Below are 17,216 nucleotides of genomic sequence, written 5' to 3'. Positions count from 1 at the left end.
CGTCCCTGACCCTCAGTCGGGGTCGCCGCCCACCAGTCCCAGGAACTGCTCTCCGGACGGGTCGATGTCCACGGCGAGCCCGTTCAGCAGGCCCGCCGGCATGACGTAGTGGCCGGCCGTGGTGACGATCTCGACGACCTGGCGGTCGGTGCTGCGTTTCCCGGGGGATGACCCCCGGACCCCCAGCAGAGCCGTCCCTGACCCTCAGTCGGGGTCGCCGCCCACCAGTCCCAGGAACTGCTCTCCGGACGGGTCGATGTCCACGGCGAGCCCGTTCAGCAGGCCCGCCAGCATGACGTAGTAGCCGGCCGTGGTGACGATCTCGATCACCTGGCGGTCGGTGAAGCAGGTGCGGAGAGCGGCCAGTGTGCCCTCGGACAGGGTGTGCCGGGACACCAGCTCGAAGGCCGCCGTCAGCGCCGCCGACTCGGGCTCGTCGAACTCCGGCCCGTCGGCGCGCCGTTCGGCGACCGCCGCCAGCTGCTCGGGCGTCACCCCCGCGTTCAGGGCGATCGGGCGGTGCTGGACGGACCCGTACGCGCACTGTGTCGCGGCCGCGACCGCCATCACGACCAGCTCGCGCAACCGGACCGAAAGCGTCGACTCGCGCAGCACGGCCAGGCCCAGCTCGATCGCCGGGCCCGTCAGCGGCGGGGCGTGCGAGAGCATGCGGAAGGCGTTGAGCGGCACGGGCAGCCGGGCGACGGCGTCGGACGGCCGCTCCGGGTACGGGATTCGAGCCATGGTCCCCCTCATCGAACCGGTCCCACCGGACCGCTGGTCCCAGTGAACCGGTGAAACGTCACTCCCGGAAGCGTTCCCACAGCTCCGGGTAGCGCTCCGCCAGCACCCGCTCGTTCTCGAAGTCGAGCGGCGTGCCCGCCGGCTCGGAGGCCGCGGCCGGGATGCCCAGGTCGGGGGCGACGGTACCGGTGAGCTGCTCGTACGCCTCGTCCGCCGCGTAGCCCAGTTCCTCCCCGTCCCCGTCGATCTCCTCGTCGAAGTCGTCCAGGAGGTCGGCCAGGGCGTCGGGGTGGTGCACGGCCCCCTCGTACACCTCCCGCCCCTGTCCGATCAGCCAGCACCGGAAGAAGTCGAAGGCGTCGTCGCTCGCCCCGTCGAGCAGCACCCAGGCGGCACCCCACAGATCCCAGCTGTAGGCCCGGTTGTAGCGGGACTCGAAATGCCGGGCGAAGTCCAGAACGGTCTCCGGGTCGAGCTCCACAAGCCGCTCCACCAGCAGGTCCGCCTGCTCCTCGGGGTCGCCCTCGGCGGCCTCACGGGCGGCGTCCACCAGCTCCCAGAACTCCGACTCTTCCATCACGGGTCCAGCATCGGCCCTGGGCGGGTGGGGCGCACGTGGAGTGTGGCGGATTGTTATGTCCCGTACAGCAGGCCCAGCCGTGCCGCGTCCTCGGCGAAACGCGCCCGCAGGCTGTCCGGCGCCAGCACCTCCACCTCGGGGCCGAGCCCCGCGAGCTGCGCATGGGCGACCTCCTCGGACTCCACGCGGAGCGTCACCGTCAGCAGACCGCCCTCGTCCGGGGCGCCGGCGGCCGCCAGCGCCTCCCGGGCGGAGACGGGATCGACGGCGTACGGCAGTCTCCGCGCGCCGGCCGCCGACAGCCGCACGACGACCTCGGCCCGCAGGATCGACCGCGCGAACTGCTCGGCCCGTTCCTCCCAGAAGGCGGGAAGGTCGAACTCCTCGTCGCGTACGAAACGCTCCGCCGAGGCAGCCACCGCCGTGAACCGGTCGATCCGGTAGACGCGGTACGGCCCATGGTCCTGCGCCACACGCGCGCACACGTACCAGACCCCCGCCTTCAGCACGAGCCCGTACGGCTCCAGCTCCCGCTCCACCTCGGCCTGCCGGCTCCGGTAGCGGGCGGTGATCCGGCGGTCGTCCCACACGGCATCGGCCACGGCGGGCAGCAGCTCGGGTGCCTTCGGCTCCGTGAACCAGTTCGGCGCGTCCAGGTGGAAGCGCTGCGCGGCGGCCTTCGAGGCGTCACGCAGAGAGGGCAGCAGGGCCGCCGACACCTTCAGCCGGGCCGCCGAGGCCGCGTCCTCCAGCCCCATCTCCCGCAGCGCCCCCGGCACCCCGGACAGGAACAGCGCCTCGGCCTCACTGCGCGCCAGCCCGGTCAGCCGGGTGCGATAGCCGCCGATGAGCCGGTACCCGCCGGCGCGGCCGCGGTCCGCGTACACCGGCACCCCGGCCTCCGACAACGCCTGCGCGTCCCGCGTGACGGTCCGCTCGGACACCTCCAGCTCCCGGGCGAGCTCGGCGGCGGTCATGGAGGGCCGGGACTGCAGGAGGAGCACCATCTTGATGAGGCGGGCGGCACGCATGCGTTCATTCTGCCGAGGCTCTGCGGGTGGGCCCCTTTTAAGGGGCGCGGGGCACGGCGCGAACGACCCCCACCGGCCCGCAGCCGAAAAGCGACCGGGAAACGGTGAAGGGACCCCCGGCGTCAGCCGCCGGGGGTCCCTTCAGTACCGCGGGCCTACAGCCCGTACTTCTCCCGAGCTTCCTTCACGGCAGTGGCCTTCACCTCGCCGCGGCGGGCCAGCTGGGCCAGGGCGGCCACGACGATCGACTGGGCGTCGACGCCGAAGTGACGGCGGGCCGCCTCACGGGTGTCCGACAGACCGAAGCCGTCCGCGCCGAGCGAGGAGTAGTCCTGGTCCACCCACTGCGCGATCTGGTCCGGGACCTGCCGCATGTAGTCGGAGACGGCCAGCACCGGGCCCTCCGCGCCGTGCAGCGCCTGACGGACGTACGGCACACGCTCCTCGCCGCGCAGCAGGGCCGCGTCCGCCTCCAGGGCGTCGCGCCGCAGCTCCGTCCAGGAGGTTGCCGACCAGACGTCGGCCGCGATGCCCCACTCCTGAGCGAGCAGCTTCTGCGCCTCGATCACCCAGTGGATCGCCGTGCCGGAGCCCAGCAGCTGGATGCGCGGGGCGTTGGCCACCGGCGAAAGCCCGGCCGACTCCGCCGTGTTGAAGCGGTACAGGCCCTTGACGATGCCCTCGTCGATGCCGAGGCCGGCCGGCTTCGCGGGCTGCGGCAGCGGCTCGTTGTAGACGGTGAGGTAGTAGAAGACGTTCGGGTCCTCGCCCGGCGCCGCCTCGCCGTACATACGGCGCAGACCGTCCTTGACGATCGCCGCCACCTCGTACGCGAACGCCGGGTCGTACGTCAGCGCCGCCGGGTTCGTCGCGGCGATCACCGGCGAGTGGCCGTCGGCGTGCTGCAGGCCCTCGCCCGTCAGCGTCGTACGGCCGGCCGTCGCGCCGACCAGGAAGCCGCGGCCGAGCTGGTCGCCGAGCTGCCACATCTGGTCGGCCGTGCGCTGCCAGCCGAACATCGAGTAGAAGATGTAGAACGGGATCATCGCTTCGCCGTGCGTGGCGTACGCGGTGGACGCGGCGATGAAGTCGGCCATCGAACCGGCCTCGGTGATCCCCTCGTTGAGGATCTGGCCGTTCTTGGCCTCCTTGTAGTACATCAGCTGGTCGCGGTCGACCGGCTCGTACGTCTGGCCCTTGGGGGAGTAGATCCCGAGGGACGGGAACAGCGACTCCATGCCGAAGGTGCGCGCCTCGTCGGGGACGATCGGCACCCAGCGCTTGCCGGTCTCCTTGTCGCGGACCAGGTCCTTGATCAGGCGCACGAAGGCCATGGTGGTGGCCACGTTCTGCGTGCCGGAGCCCTTGTCGAAGGAGGCGAAGGCCTTCTCGGCGGGGGCGGGCAGGGGCGCGAGCGCATGGGTACGGCGGGCCGGGGCCGGGCCGCCGAGAGCGGCACGCCGCTCCTGGAGGTAGCGGACCTCGGGGGAGTCGGCGCCCGGGTGGCCGTAGGGCACCTGACCATCGGCGAACTGGCTGTCCGAGATGGGGAGTTCGAGAAGATCACGCATCTTCTTGAACTCGTCCACCGTCAGCTTCTTCATCTGGTGGTTGGCGTTCTTCGACGCGAAGCCCTCACCGAGGGTGAAGCCCTTGACGGTCTGGGCCAGGATCACGGTCGGGGCGCCCTTGTGGTCGAGAGCGGCCTTGTAGGCGGCGTAGACCTTGCGGGCCTCGTGGCCACCGCGCGAGAGGTGGAAGCACTCGAGGATCTTGTCGTCGCTCAGCAGCTTCGCCATCTCGACGAGCGCAGGGTCCTTGCCGAAGAAGTCCTCGCGGATGTAGGCCGCGTCACGCGTCTGGTACGTCTGCACCTGGGCGTCCGGTACCTCGCGCAGCCGGCGTACGAGCGCGCCCGTGGTGTCGAGCTGGAACAGCTCGTCCCAGGCCGTACCCCACAGCGTCTTCACGACGTTCCAGCCCGCACCGCGGAACTGGGCCTCCAGCTCCTGCACGATCTTGAAGTTCGCGCGGACCGGACCGTCGAGGCGCTGCAGGTTGCAGTTGATGACGAAGGTGAGGTTGTCGAGGCCCTCACGGCTGGCGAGCGCGAGTGCCGCCGTCGACTCGGGCTCGTCCATCTCGCCGTCGCCGAGGAACGCCCACACGTGGGACGAGGAGACGTCCTTGATGCCGCGCGCCGTCAGATAGCGGTTGAAGCGGGCCTGGTAGATCGCCGACAGCGGGCCGAGGCCCATGGAGACCGTAGGGAACTCCCAGAGCCAGGGCAGGCGCCGCGGGTGCGGGTACGACGGCAGGCCGTTGCCCCCGGCCTCCTGGCGGAAGTTGTCGAGGTGTGCCTCGGTCAGCCGGCCGTCGAGGAAGGCGCGGGCGTAGATGCCGGGGGAGGCGTGGCCCTGGATGTAGAGCTGGTCGCCCGAGCCGTCGGCCTCCTTGCCCTTGAAGAAGTGGTTGAAGCCGGTCTCGTACAGCCAGGCCGCGGAGGCGAAGGTGGCGATGTGGCCGCCGACGCCGTGTTTGCTGCCCCGGGACACCATCGCGGCCGCGTTCCAGCGGTTCCACGCGGTGATCCTGCGCTCCATCTCCTCGTCACCGGGCACGCCCGGCTCGGCTGAGGTGGGGATGGTGTTGACGTAGTCCGTCTCGAGGAGCTTGGGCAGCGCGATGCCGGTGCCCTCCGCGCGCTCCAGCGTGCGACGCATCAGGTACGCGGCACGGTGCGGGCCCGCCGCCTTGGCGACCGCGTCCAGGGAGGCCTGCCATTCGGCGGTCTCCTCGGGGTCCCGGTCGGGGAGCTGGTCGAGCTCGCTCGGCTGGATGGCGTTGGGGTCGGTCATGTCGCCGCCTTCCTCAGTCGAAGGGGTTCCCTCATCGGTAAAGGGTTCGGGGGTGCCCTTGGTCTTTGGCAGGACAGGGCAGCGGGGCCCGTGTGCTGTAACACTGTGCGGCTTCCGCCGCGTGGCCCGTCGGCGACTCTAACTCGCTGATCGATGATCGATCAAAGGGGTGAGGGGCAAAACTTCTCGATTACGAGAAAGTAGGCACCCGGTGCCTTTCGGGCGGGCACCCGGTGCCGTGATTTCGGGGGTGTTTTCGCAGGTGAGCGTACAGATGCTCGGCTGTGTCACGCCCGCGGCGCGCAGCCCAGCACATGCGCCTTCACCAGTTCCGCGATCCTCGGGTCACGCCTGCGGAACGCCTGGACGAGCTCCTCGTGCTCCTCCGCGTACGACTGCTGCACCGTCCCCAGCCAGCGGATCGACAGGGCCGTGAACACCTCGATGCCCAGGCCCTCCCAGGTGTGCAGCAGTACGGAGTTGCCCGCGGCGCGCACCAGTTCGCGGTGGAAGGCGACCGTGTGCCGCACCTGGCCCGTGCCGTCGGCGTTGCGGTCGGCGTCGTAGAGGGCGACGACGTGCGGTTCCAGGGCCGAGCAGTCCTCCGCCAGCTTCTCCGCGGCCAGCTCCGCCGCGATCGCCTCCAGGCCGGCCCGGACCGGGTAGCTCTCCTCCAGGTCGGCCGCCGTCAGGTTCCGCACCCGCACGCCCTTGTTCGGCGCCGACTCGATCAGCCGCAGCGACTCCAGCTCGCGCAGCGCCTCCCGCACCGGCGTCTGGCTGACCTCCAGCTCGGTCGCGATCCGCCGCTCCACGATCCGCTCGCCCGGCTTCCAGCGCCCGCTGACGATCCCCTCCACGATGTGCTCGCGGATCTGTTCGCGCAGCGAGTGGACGACGGGCGCGGTCATGAGGGCTCCTTAAGGGCGCGTTTGACGTTTAGACAATAAGGCCGGTTCGCTCCGCGGGTGGGGCCGACGAGGGTGCTTTCGTGCAGGTGAGACGAGACTTACACCTCTGGCGGTGGGCGGCGGCGCCTATGAGCTCGGGCTCGACTGTTGTTTCGCGGGTGCGGGTTGTCTGTGGTGGATCGCGCAGTTCCTCGCGCCCCTTCGGGGCGGTGCAGTCAGCCCTCTGCTGCACATGCGACGGCGCCCCGCCGGGAGGAAATCCGGGCGGGGCGCCGTACGGGCTGATCGGGGAGGTCAGAGGCCGAGCTCGACCTCGAACTCGCCCGCCTCCAGGATCGCCTTGACCGCGGTCAGGTAACGGGCCGCGTCGGCGCCGTCCACCAGACGGTGGTCGTAGGAGAGGGTCAGGTAGGTCATGTCGCGGACGCCGATGACCGTGCCCTCCTCGGTCTCGATGACCGCCGGGCGCTTGACCGTGGCACCGATGCCGAGGATCGCGACCTGGCCCGGCGGCACGATGATCGTGTCGAAGAGCGCGCCGCGCGAACCCGTGTTGGAGATGGTGAAGGTCGCACCGGACAGCTCGTCCGGGGTGATCTTGTTGGCGCGGACCTTGCCGGCCAGCTCCGCCGTGGCCTTCGCGATGCCGGCGAGGTTGAGGTCGCCCGCGTGCTTGATGACCGGGGTCATCAGGCCCTTCTCGGAGTCCACCGCGATACCGATGTTCTCGGTGTCGAAGTAGGTGATCGTGCCCTCGGCCTCGTTGATCTTGGCGTTGATGGGCGCGTGCGCCTTCAGCGCCTGGGCCGCGGCCTTGACGAAGAACGGCATCGGGGAGAGCTTGACGCCCTCACGGGCCGCGAACGCGTCCTTGGCGCGGGCGCGCAGCTTCATCAGGCGCGTGACGTCGACCTCGACGACCGAGGACAGCTGCGCCTGCTCGTGCAGCGCCTTGACCATGTTGTCGCCGATGACCTTGCGGATGCGCGGCATCTTGACGGTCTGGCCGCGGAGGGGAGAGGCCTCCAGGGTCGGCGCCTTCTTGGCGGCCGGGGCGGCGGCCGCGGGAGCCGGAGCAGCGGCGGCGGCCTTCGCGGCCTCCGCGGCGGCGATGACGTCCTGCTTGCGGATACGGCCGCCGACGCCGGTGCCCTTGACGGAGCCCAGGTCCACGCCGTTCTCGGCGGCGAGCTTGCGCACCAGCGGGGTGACGTAGGCGCCCTCGTCGGTGGCGGCCGCGGCGGGGGCGGGCGCAGCCGGGGTCACCGGCGCCGGGGCGGCCGGCGCGGGCGCCGGGGCGGCCGGAGCCGGAGCGGCGGCGACCGGCGCGGGCGCGGGAGCCGGAGCGGCGGGAGCCGGGGCCGGGGTCGGCGCGGGGGCCGGCGGAGCCACCGGGGCGGCCGGGGCCGGAGCCGGGGCAGCGGCGGCGGGCGCCGGAGCCGGGGCGGCGGGGGCCGGGGCGGGCGCCGGAGCGGCACCGGGAGCGCCGATGACGGCGAGCTTGGCGCCGACCTCTGCGGTCTCGTCCTCGCCGACGACGATCTCCAGCAGCACACCGGAGGTGGGCGCCGGGATCTCGGTGTCGACCTTGTCCGTGGAGACCTCGAGCAGCGGCTCGTCGGCCTCGACGGAGTCGCCGACCGACTTCAGCCAGCGGGTGACGGTGCCCTCGGTGACGGACTCGCCGAGTGCGGGCAGGACCACGTCGGTGCCCTCGGCGGAGCCGGTGCCGGCGGTGGCCTCGGGGGTGGGAGCCGGGGCGGGCGCGGCCTGCTCCGTGGAGGGCTGGGCGGCCGGCGCCGGGGCGGGGGCCTCGGCAGCCGGGGCCGGGGCCGGGGCCTCGGCGGCGGCGGGGGCCGGGGCGGCAGCGGGGGCGCCCGTGCCGTCGTCGATGACGGCCAGCTCGGCGCCGACCTCAACGGTCTCGTCCTCGGCGACCTTGATGGACGCCAGGACACCGGCGGCAGGGGAGGGGATCTCGGTGTCGACCTTGTCGGTCGAGACCTCGAGCAGCGGCTCGTCGGCCTCGACACGCTCGCCCTCGGCCTTCAGCCAACGAGTGACAGTGCCCTCGGTGACGCTCTCGCCGAGCGCCGGAAGGGTTACGGAAACCGCCATGGTTTCGGTTGCTCCTTACGGAAAGTGCGGAAGTCTGCGTTCGTCGCGGAGTCGCTTCGTCGACCGAGGGATCAGTCGTGCGAGTGAAGGGGCTTGCCGGCCAGAGCCAGGTGGGCCTCGCCCATCGCCTCGTTCTGGGTCGGGTGGGCGTGGATGAGCTGGGCGACCTCGGCGGGCAGCGCTTCCCAGTTGTAGATCAGCTGGGCCTCGCCGACCTGCTCGCCCATGCGGTCGCCGACCATGTGGACGCCGACCACGGCACCGTCCTTGACCTGGACGAGCTTGATCTCGCCCGAGGTGTTCAGGATCTTGCTCTTGCCGTTGCCCGCGAGGTTGTACTTCAGAGCGACGACCTTGTCCGCACCGTAGATCTCCTTGGCCTTGGCCTCGGTGATGCCCACGGAGGCGACCTCGGGGTGGCAGTACGTCACCCGCGGCACGCCGTCGTAGTCGATCGGGACGGTCTTGAGACCGGCCAGACGCTCCGCCACCAGGATGCCCTCGGCGAAGCCGACGTGCGCGAGCTGGAGCGTGGGGACCAGGTCACCGACGGCGGAGATGGTCGGGACGTTCGTCCGCATGTACTCGTCGACCAGGACATAGCCGCGGTCCATCGCGACGCCCTGCTCCTCGTAGCCGAGACCCTGCGAGACCGGGCCGCGGCCGACCGCGACCAGCAGGAGCTCGGCCTCGAACTCCTTGCCGTCGGCCAGGGTGACCTTGACGCCGTCGGCGGTGTACTCGGCCTTCGAGAAGAAGGTGCCCAGGTTGAACTTGATGCCGCGCTTGCGGAACGCGCGCTCAAGAAGCTTGGAGGAGTTCTCGTCCTCGACCGGGACGAGGTGCTTGAGGCCCTCGATGACCGTGACGTCCGTACCGAAGGACTTCCAGGCGGAGGCGAACTCGACGCCGATGACGCCGCCGCCGAGGACGATCGCCGACTTCGGCACGCGGTCCAGGACGAGGGCGTGGTCCGAGGAGATGATGCGGTTGCCGTCGATCTCCAGGCCCGGCAGCGACTTCGGCACGGAGCCGGTCGCCAGCAGGACGTGACGGCCCTGGACGCGCCGGCCGTTGACGTCGACGGAGGTCGGGGAGGACAGGCGGCCCTCACCCTCGATGTACGTCACCTTGCGGGACGCGATGAGACCCTGCAGACCCTTGTACAGGCCGGAGATGACACCGTCCTTGTACTTGTGGACGGCGGCCACGTCGATGCCCTCGAAGGTGGCCTTGACGCCGAACTGCTCGCTCTCGCGGGCCTGGTCGGCGATCTCGCCCGCGTGCAGCAGGGCCTTGGTGGGGATGCACCCCCGGTGCAGGCAGGTACCGCCGACCTTGTCCTTCTCGATCAGGGCGACGTCCAGGCCCAGCTGGGCCCCGCGCAGCGCCGCGGCGTAACCACCGCTACCACCGCCGAGGATCACTAGGTCGAAAACGGTGCTGGCGTCGTTCGCCACGTCACGTCCTCCATGCATGTGCGCCACGCCGGTCGTCCGCGACCGGTCGGCGGCTGGTGTCCGGCCGCTCTTTCTTCGGCCCTGTGATGGGGGCCCTGTCCTGCCGTGCCCCATCTTCGCACTTGTCGAGGGGCAACGAGACGCCGGGCCGGTGTGTGAGACGTCCCACGTTCAGTTGAGCGGACGGCTGAGGCGCATGAACGAGGGGGCTCCGCCCTACCCGCGCGCGGAGCCCCCTCGTTCTCAGAGCAACCTCACCCGAGGTCGCCGGCCGCGGTGAGCTCCGCCAGGCGTACCAGCGTCCGCACCGCCGTACCCGTACCGCCCTTCGGCGTGTAGCCGAACGGTCCGCCCTCGTTGAAGGCCGGCCCCGCGATGTCCAGGTGCGCCCAGGTGATGCCCTCGCCCACGAACTCGCGCAGGAAGAGACCGGCGACCAGGCCGCCGCCCATCCGCTCGCCCATGTTCGCGATGTCGGCGGTGGGGGAGTCCATGCCCTTGCGCAGGTGCTCCGGCAGCGGCATCGGCCAGGCCGGCTCGCCGACCTCCTCGGCCGCCTCCTGCACCGCGGAGCGGAACGCGTCGTCGTTCGCCATGATCCCGAACGTCCGGCTGCCCAGCGCCAGCACCATCGCGCCGGTGAGGGTCGCGACGTCCACGATGGCGTCCGGCTTCTCCTGGGAGGCGGCCCACAGCGCGTCCGCGAGGACCAGCCGGCCCTCGGCGTCGGTGTTGAGGACCTCGACCGTCTTGCCGCTGTACATGCGCAGCACGTCACCGGGACGGGTCGCGGATCCCGACGGCATGTTCTCGGCGAGCGCCAGCCAGCCGGTGACGTTCACCTCCAGGCCCAGGCGCGCGGCGGCGACCACGGCGGCGAAGACGGCAGCCGCCCCGCTCATGTCGCACTTCATCGTCTCGTTGTGGCCGGCCGGCTTCAGCGAGATGCCGCCCGAGTCGTAGGTGATGCCCTTGCCGACGAACGCGAGGTGCTTCTTCGCCTTGGCGGAGGTGTACGACAGCTTCACCAGCCGCGGACCCGCCGCCGAACCGGCGCCGACACCGAGGATGCCGCCGTAGCCGCCCTTCTCCAGGGCCTTCACGTCGAGCACCTGCACCTTGATGCCGTGCTCCTTGGCCGCGGCCTGCGCGACGGCGGCGAACGCCTCCGGGTTCAGGTCGTTCGGCGGGGTGTTGATCAGGTCGCGGGCGCGGTTGAGCTCCTCGGCCACGGCGGTGGCGCGCTCGACGGCCGCCTTGTGCTCCTTGTCGCGGGGCCTGGCGCCCAGCAGGGAGGCCTCGGCGAGCGGCGCCTTGCCGTTCTTGTCCTTGGCGTCCTTGCCGCCCGCGTTGTTCTTGTAGGCGTCGAAGGAGTAGGCGCCGAGCAGTACGCCCTCGCCGATCGCGCCGACGTCCGAGGCGTCCTGGACGGGCAGGGCGAAGGCGGCCTTCTTGGCGCCGGTGAGGGTGCGGGCCGCGGCACCGGCGGCCTTGCGCAGCGCCTCGCCGTCATAACCGGAGTCCTTCTCGGGCTCCGCGCCCAGGCCCACCGCCACCACGAGCGGGGCCTTGAAGCCGGCCGGCGCCGGCAGCTTCGTCACCTCGCCCTCGGCACCGGAGGCACCGAGGGTCTCCAGGACGCCGGCGAGCCTGCCGTCGTAGGCCTTGTCCACGGCCTCGGCGCCCGGTGCGACGACCGGGCCCTTCGCGCCCTTGGCCACACCGATCACGATCGCGTCGGCCCGAAGACCGGGCGCCGCGGCGGTGCTGAGAGTGAGAGCAGTCACGGTGGTGAATTCTCGCTTCCAATGTGAAGTTTCTGTGGTCGATCTGTGTGGGTCGACCGGGCCCGACAGCCGACCCTAGAACCGGCCTCAGGGTGCGGTCTCAGCGGGGCCTTCCCCGGTACGGCGAACACTCGGGATGAGCCTACGCGTGTGTGCGCCTTCACTCATTCCTCTGGGCGCGCGCAGTGCCCGGCATCGGAGATCATCCGTGGGGAACACTTCTACGCACCCTGGAGCCCGCTCGTTGAAACGTCCGATACGCCTGCTTGTCCTGCTCGCCCTGCTCGTGCTCACGGCAGGCTGCAGCAGCGCGCCCGACTCCGAGACGTCCGGCGGGCGTTGGCAGCCACGCCCCGGCGTGGCCTGGCAGTGGCAGCTCAGCGGGCGCGTCGACACCTCCGTCGACGTGCCGGTCTACGACATCGACGGCTTCGACCAGCCGAAAGCGACCGTCACCACGCTGCACGGCAAGGGCCGCAAGGTCATCTGCTACCTCTCCACCGGCGCCTGGGAGGACTGGCGCCCCGACGCGAAGAAGTTCCCCAGGTCGGTGCTCGGCAAGGGCAACGGCTGGAAGGGTGAGCGCTGGTTCGACATCCGCCGCACCGACGTACTGGAGCCGCTGATGGCGGCCCGCTTCGACATGTGCCGCAAGAAGGGCTTCGACGCCGTCGAGCCCGACAACATGGACGGCTACAAGAACACCACCGGCTTCCCCCTCAAGGCCGCCGACCAGCTCCGCTACAACCGCCTGATCGCGAAGCTGGCCCACGACCGGGGCATGGCGGTCGGCCTGAAGAACGACCTGGACCAGATCCCGCAGCTGGTCGGTGACTTCGACTTCGCGGTCGACGAACAGTGCGCCCAGTACGGCGAGTGCGCCGCCGAGAAGCCCTTCATCAAGGCCGGCAAGGCCGTCTTCCACGTCGAGTACGAGCTGCCGACCAGCCGCTTCTGCGCCGAGTCCCGCCGGCTGAAGCTCAGCTCGATGCTCAAGAAGTACGAACTGGGGGTGTGGCGCCGGGCGTGCTGACCCCGAGCACGGTGACCGCCGTGCCCGCCAGCCGGTCGGCGAGGGAGCGGCGGGTGGGGGAGAAGACCGGCAGCGCGTTGAGCAGGAAGACGACCACGGCCAGCGCCCACACCAGCGCCGACAGCACGAAGTGCCCCTCCACCAGCAGGATGCAGGCGACGGCGTAGACGGCGATGTCGGCGGCCGTGGTGACCGCGGCGCGCACGGCGGCCCGGGAGGGGGCGCACGGGCTGACCTGCAGCCCGAGCAGCCCCTTGCCGAGGGTCCGTCCGGCGAGGGCGAGGCAGCCCCACTGGTAGAGGAACGTCGCCACGACCAGCATCCCGAACGCCTCCTCCACGTCGAACACGGCCTTGTGCCACAGCGACAGCCCGAGGGTCTCCGAGGCGCCGACGACGTCGCCCTGCGAGGTCAGCAGGTCGAAGCCGCCGTGGACGGCGAGATCCGGCGCGTCGGTGAGCAGCCCGGCTATCCGGTGGAAGGTCAGCACGGCGAGCAGATACGCCAGCGTGAGCACCAGCGCGAAGTCGATGAACCAGGCCACGGCACGACGAAGCTTCGGCACGAACATCCCCCGATCACGATCACTTGTCCGTGTACGGCGCAAGAGACTACTGCCCCAGGGACAACGCCATGAGCGCGGCCGTCGCGGCCGTCTCGGCAAGCCCCCCGAACACATCGCCGGTGACCCCGCCGAAGCGGCGCGTGCAGTGCCGCAGCAGGAGTTCGGCCACGGCGAGGGCGGCGACGACCGCGACCGCCGTGCGGACCACGTCGTACGTCCCGACGAGCGCACCCCCGGCTGCCGCCGCACCGGTCACCACGACCGCCGCGACCACCGCCGCTTGGGACGGCACCACGCCCGCGACCGCCGCCCCCAGCCCCTCGGGCCGGGCGGCCGGCACCCCTGTCCGCGCGGCCAGGGTGAGCGCCAGCCGGGCAGCCGTCGCCGAGACGACGGCGGCGAGCGCACCCCGGGCCCACGAGTCGCCGTACGCCTGAGCCAGCGCCGCCACCTGCGCCAGCAGGACGAGGACGAGCGTGATCACCCCGAACGGCCCGATGTCCGACTGCTTCATGATCCGCAGCGCGTCCTCGGCGGGCTTGCCGCTGCCGAGCCCGTCCGCGGTGTCCGCGAGGCCGTCGAGATGCAGACCGCGGGTGAGAACGGCGGGCACGGCGGCGGAGGCGACGGCGGCGAGCAGCGCGCCCGCACCCAGCGCCAGCAGCACCACACCGGCCAGCGCCGCGCACCCGCCGACGAACAGCCCGGCGAGCGGGGCGCAGAGCATGCCGCCGCGCGCTGCGTCCCGGTCCCAGCGGGTCACCTTCACCGGGAGCACGGTGAGGGTGCCGAAGGCGAAGCGGAGGCCGTCCGGCCAGGGGGTCTTGAGCACCGGCGCAGGCTACCGGGCGGTCCGCAGGAGGGCCGAGGCGGCCGTGGATACAGTGCGCATATGGGACATTGGTTGCAGCGCAACATCATCGAGCCCGGCAAGCTGCCGCTGCTGCTCGCCCTCACCGCGTTCGTGCTGACGTTCCTGATCACCCGGCTCGTCACCCGGCTCATCCGGGCCGGCAAGGGGCCCTTCGGGAACGTGAAGGCGGGCGGGCTGCACATCCATCACGTCGTGCCCGGCGTCGTCCTCACCGTCGTCGGCGGCTTCGGGGCGGTGGCCAGCAGCCGGCACGGCTTCGGCGCGGCCATCTGCGCCGTCCTGTTCGGCATGGGGGCGGGACTCGTCCTCGACGAGTTCGCGCTGATCCTGCACCTCGACGACGTCTACTGGACCGAGGAGGGCCGCAAGAGCGTCGAGGTCGTCGTCCTCACGGCGGCCCTGGTGGGGCTGGTGCTCTCCGGGTTCTCGCCGTTCGGCGTCAACGACATGAGCCAGCAGGAGCTGCACGACCGGGGCGACGTGATCTCGACCGTCGTGGTCAACTTCCTGTTCTCGCTGGCCGTCCTCAGCAAGGGCAAGGCACGGATGGCGATCTTCAGCGTGATCGTCCCGCTCATCGGCCTGATCGGTCTGATCCGCCTGGCCCGCCCCGGCTCGCCCTGGGCCAGACGCTTCTACCGCCGCCGCCCGCGCGCCCGGGCCAAGTCCACGCTGCGGGCGTATCGCCACGACCGGCGGTGGGCGGGGCCCCGCCGCAGGGTGCAGGACCTCCTGGGCGGCAAGCCCGACCCGGTGCCGCCGCCCCGCGCCCCCTAGGGGCGCGCGGCCACGACGGTGCAGCAGTCACGATCTGGCCTGTGGAAATCCCGACCTGGACTCGATCCGCGCCATCGGCCGGTGCCGGTGGCGCACCGCCGAGATGAAGCACAGCACCCCCACCGCCGCGATCGCCGCCATGTGTTCCTTGCCGGCGAGATTCCCCTTCAGCAGGACCTCGACCGCCATCGCCGCCGTCACCCCGCACGCCGTGACATACGCGCCGTAGCGCCAGCCCAGGAACACCGCGAGGCCCACCACCGCCGCCGACGGGCCGGTGTCCACGACCGAGGCGTCCGAGGAGGGCAGCCCGAAGGCGTTGTCGAAACCCAGCCAGATGCCCAGGCGGGCGTAGAGCGTGCCGGCGAGCGTGGCGGAGTAGGCGATGACGAGGGTGCGCCAGCGGCCGAGGCAGATCTCCGCGACGCCGAACACGAACAGGACCTGCGCGAGCGCACCCCACACGGGCAGGTCGAGAGCCGGGACGAACAGCGACAGGGGAGTGCGCAGCAGCGACACCCACAACGGGTCCTCGGCGCGCACGCCCCCCGTGTTCTCCACGATGCGATAACCCCACGACTGGTTCTGCACGACCTGTATGACCGTCGTCAGCACCACCGCCCCGAGAGTCATCGGGATCGCCCGCCAGCGCCGCTTGACCAGCGACTCACGCACCGTGACGAACAGGAGCCCCCATTCGGCACGGGCCCAGCGGGCGAGCCTGTTCATCCGGCGATCCTCATCTGTGCGTCTCCAGGTGCTTGCGGTGCAGCCACTTCGGCAGCCCCGGCGCCTCCAGGAACCCTTCGGCGCGCGCCGAGGCGATGCCGATGCGCGGCAGGTCCGCGCTCTTCTCGAAGAGCAGGAACCGCGGCTCCCAGATGGGCCGGTACTTGGCGTTGGCGCGGTACAGCGACTCGATCTGCCACCAGCGCGAGAAGAAGCTGAGCAGCGAGCGCCACAGCCTCAGCACCGGCCCGGCACCGAGGCGTGCACCACGTTCGAAGACCGAACGGAACATCGCGAAGTTGAGCGAGACCTGCGTGATCTCGATCTCTCGGGCGCGCCGCAGCAGCTCGATGACCATGAACTCCATCAGGCCGTTGTCCGATTCGCGGTCCCGGCGCATCAGGTCGAGGGAGAGCCCGTGCGGGCCCCACGGCACGAAGGAGAGAAGCGCCCTCAACTCACCCTCGCCGTCGGTGCACTCGAGCATCACGCACCGTCCGTCCTCGGGATCCCCGAGCCGGCCCAGCGCCATGCTGAACCCGCGCTCGGTCGCCCCGTCGCGCCAGTCGTCAGCCCGCTTGAGCAGATACGTCATTTCCTCTGCCGGAATGTCCTCGTGCCGCCGGATACACACCGTGTACCCAGCCCGCTTCACCCGGTTGTAGGCCTGCCGCACGGTGCGCATGGCCCGTCCGTCGAGGGTGAAGTCGGCCACCTCCACCAAAGCCTCGTCGCCGAGCTCCAGGGCGTCCAGACCGTGCCGCGCGTACACCGTGCCGGCCTCCTCGCTCGCCCCCATCACGGCCGGGATCCACCCGTGCGCGCGTGCCTGGGCGAGCCAGGGTTCGATGGCGCCAGGCCAGGCCTCCGGGTCGCCGATCGGATCACCGGACGCCAGCGAGACACCCCCGACGACCCGGTACGCGACGGCCGCCTTGCCGGTCGGCGACCAGACCACGCTCTTCTCCCGGCGCAGCGCGAAATACCCGAGCGAGTCCCGCTCGCCCTGCCGCCCCAGCAGCTCCCGCAGCCGCTTCTCGTCGTCCTCGGTGAGCGGGTCGACGGCCCGCCGGGAGCGGAAGGCGGCGTAGAAGACGGCGAGGACGAGGATCGTGCTGAGCACGTTGATGGCGACGTTCACCCAGTTCGGCGCGTCGATGCCGGGGAAGCGGGACTCGTCGACGGCGACCGAGACGAGCCTGAGGGTGCCGTAGCGCCAGCGCTCCAGGAACGTCGAGACGGCCGCGTCCGGCGCCTGGTTGGTGACCGTCACCAGCAGCGCGGCGAACAGCGAGGCGACCAGCGTGCCGCCCACCGCGACCGCGGCGGCGAGCTTCGGGTTGGAGCGGTCGCCCTTGGCATAGAACTCCCGCCGCCCGACCAGCAGGGCGAGGACGAACACGGCCGTGAGACCCAGCGAGATCCAGTTCTGGGCGTACTGCCGGATCTCCGGGTACGCCATCGCGAAAGCGAACAGCCCGAGGAACGAGCCGGCCAGCGCGAGGTTGAGGATCCATGCGGCGCGTTTGCGGCGCCGCATGGTGACGGCGAGGAACGCCGTGAACACCCCGGAGGCGAAACCGGCGGTCAGCAGATACGGGGTGAAGAAGTTCTCCTGGTTGTGCCGCCGCACGTCCTGCCCCAGAGAGACCCAGACGGCACTGAGGAAATTGACGAACGCGACGGCCCGCAAATACCAGACGGCGAATGCGGCAGCGCGCCGCGAGGCAATTCGGGCATCTCCCATGA

At 71.1% G+C, this 17,216-nt stretch carries 14 protein-coding genes; 2 read left to right on the top strand and 12 right to left on the bottom strand.

Annotated features, from left to right (window positions below; all coding sequences use genetic code 11):
- Positions 1–204 precede the first annotated feature (204 nt).
- The 8 genes from ACWCRD_RS30535 to ACWCRD_RS30500 form a co-directional block, all read right to left on the bottom strand.
- On the bottom strand, positions 205–744 hold the full coding sequence (locus ACWCRD_RS30535) for a carboxymuconolactone decarboxylase family protein (RefSeq protein ID WP_450968976.1): 540 nt from the start codon (positions 742–744) through the stop codon (positions 205–207).
- Positions 745–802: 58 nt separating this feature from the next.
- The gene (locus ACWCRD_RS30530) at positions 803–1,321 is read right to left on the bottom strand and encodes a DUF4240 domain-containing protein (protein WP_450969061.1); all 519 of its coding nucleotides are present in this window, start codon (positions 1,319–1,321) and stop codon (positions 803–805) included.
- Positions 1,322–1,377: 56 nt separating this feature from the next.
- Positions 1,378–2,355: a helix-turn-helix transcriptional regulator gene (locus ACWCRD_RS30525; RefSeq protein WP_450968975.1), complete on the bottom strand. Its 978-nt coding sequence runs from the start codon at positions 2,353–2,355 to the stop codon at positions 1,378–1,380.
- A 155-nt stretch (positions 2,356–2,510) separates the two neighbouring features.
- Complete coding sequence (gene aceE, locus ACWCRD_RS30520) at positions 2,511–5,213, bottom strand: pyruvate dehydrogenase (acetyl-transferring), homodimeric type (protein ID WP_450968974.1); 2,703 nt, start codon at positions 5,211–5,213, stop codon at positions 2,511–2,513.
- A 287-nt stretch (positions 5,214–5,500) separates the two neighbouring features.
- Positions 5,501–6,124, bottom strand: coding sequence for a GntR family transcriptional regulator (locus ACWCRD_RS30515; protein WP_266954484.1), 624 nt, complete (start codon positions 6,122–6,124; stop codon positions 5,501–5,503).
- A gap of 294 nt (positions 6,125–6,418) precedes the next feature.
- A complete protein-coding gene (gene sucB / locus ACWCRD_RS30510) occupies positions 6,419–8,242 on the bottom strand; it encodes a 2-oxoglutarate dehydrogenase, E2 component, dihydrolipoamide succinyltransferase (protein ID WP_450968973.1) in 1,824 nt (607 codons plus the stop codon).
- Between the two features lie 71 nt (positions 8,243–8,313).
- The gene (gene lpdA, locus ACWCRD_RS30505) at positions 8,314–9,702 is read right to left on the bottom strand and encodes a dihydrolipoyl dehydrogenase (RefSeq protein WP_115908590.1); all 1,389 of its coding nucleotides are present in this window, start codon (positions 9,700–9,702) and stop codon (positions 8,314–8,316) included.
- A 254-nt stretch (positions 9,703–9,956) separates the two neighbouring features.
- Positions 9,957–11,489 (bottom strand): leucyl aminopeptidase, encoded by a 1,533-nt coding sequence (locus tag ACWCRD_RS30500; protein WP_450968972.1) that lies wholly within the window; start codon positions 11,487–11,489, stop codon positions 9,957–9,959.
- Positions 11,490–11,733: 244 nt separating this feature from the next.
- Here ACWCRD_RS30500 and ACWCRD_RS30495 point away from each other — a divergent pair, with 244 nt between their 5' ends.
- The gene (locus tag ACWCRD_RS30495) at positions 11,734–12,522 is read left to right on the top strand and encodes an endo alpha-1,4 polygalactosaminidase (protein ID WP_450968971.1); all 789 of its coding nucleotides are present in this window, start codon (positions 11,734–11,736) and stop codon (positions 12,520–12,522) included.
- On the opposite strand, the gene ACWCRD_RS30490 is transcribed toward ACWCRD_RS30495, so the two are convergent.
- Complete coding sequence (locus ACWCRD_RS30490) at positions 12,482–13,087, bottom strand: RDD family protein (RefSeq protein ID WP_450968970.1); 606 nt, start codon at positions 13,085–13,087, stop codon at positions 12,482–12,484. The two genes, ACWCRD_RS30495 and ACWCRD_RS30490, sit on opposite strands and share 41 nt — an antisense overlap.
- Positions 13,088–13,133: 46 nt before the next feature.
- On the bottom strand, positions 13,134–13,919 hold the full coding sequence (locus ACWCRD_RS30485) for an adenosylcobinamide-GDP ribazoletransferase (protein ID WP_450968969.1): 786 nt from the start codon (positions 13,917–13,919) through the stop codon (positions 13,134–13,136).
- Positions 13,920–13,979: 60 nt separating this feature from the next.
- On the opposite strand from ACWCRD_RS30485, the gene ACWCRD_RS30480 reads away from it, so the two are divergent.
- Entirely contained in the window at positions 13,980–14,738 is a 759-nt protein-coding gene (locus ACWCRD_RS30480) for a hypothetical protein (RefSeq protein ID WP_450968968.1), read from the top strand.
- Between the two features lie 27 nt (positions 14,739–14,765).
- Here the strand turns inward: ACWCRD_RS30480 and ACWCRD_RS30475 are convergent, their stop codons facing one another.
- Positions 14,766–15,467 carry a hypothetical protein gene (locus tag ACWCRD_RS30475; protein WP_450968967.1) on the bottom strand — a complete coding sequence of 234 codons (702 nt, stop codon included), beginning with the start codon at positions 15,465–15,467 and terminating at the stop codon, positions 14,766–14,768.
- 10 nt (positions 15,468–15,477) lie between these two features.
- A complete protein-coding gene (locus tag ACWCRD_RS30470) occupies positions 15,478–17,214 on the bottom strand; it encodes a phosphatidylglycerol lysyltransferase domain-containing protein (protein WP_450968966.1) in 1,737 nt (578 codons plus the stop codon).
- Positions 17,215–17,216: the final 2 nt, after the last annotated feature.

Source organism: Streptomyces sp. NPDC002092 (assembly GCF_053593775.1).
Note: the sequence above shows the minus strand (reverse complement) of the source record. Positions and strands in the feature narration are given on the sequence as shown.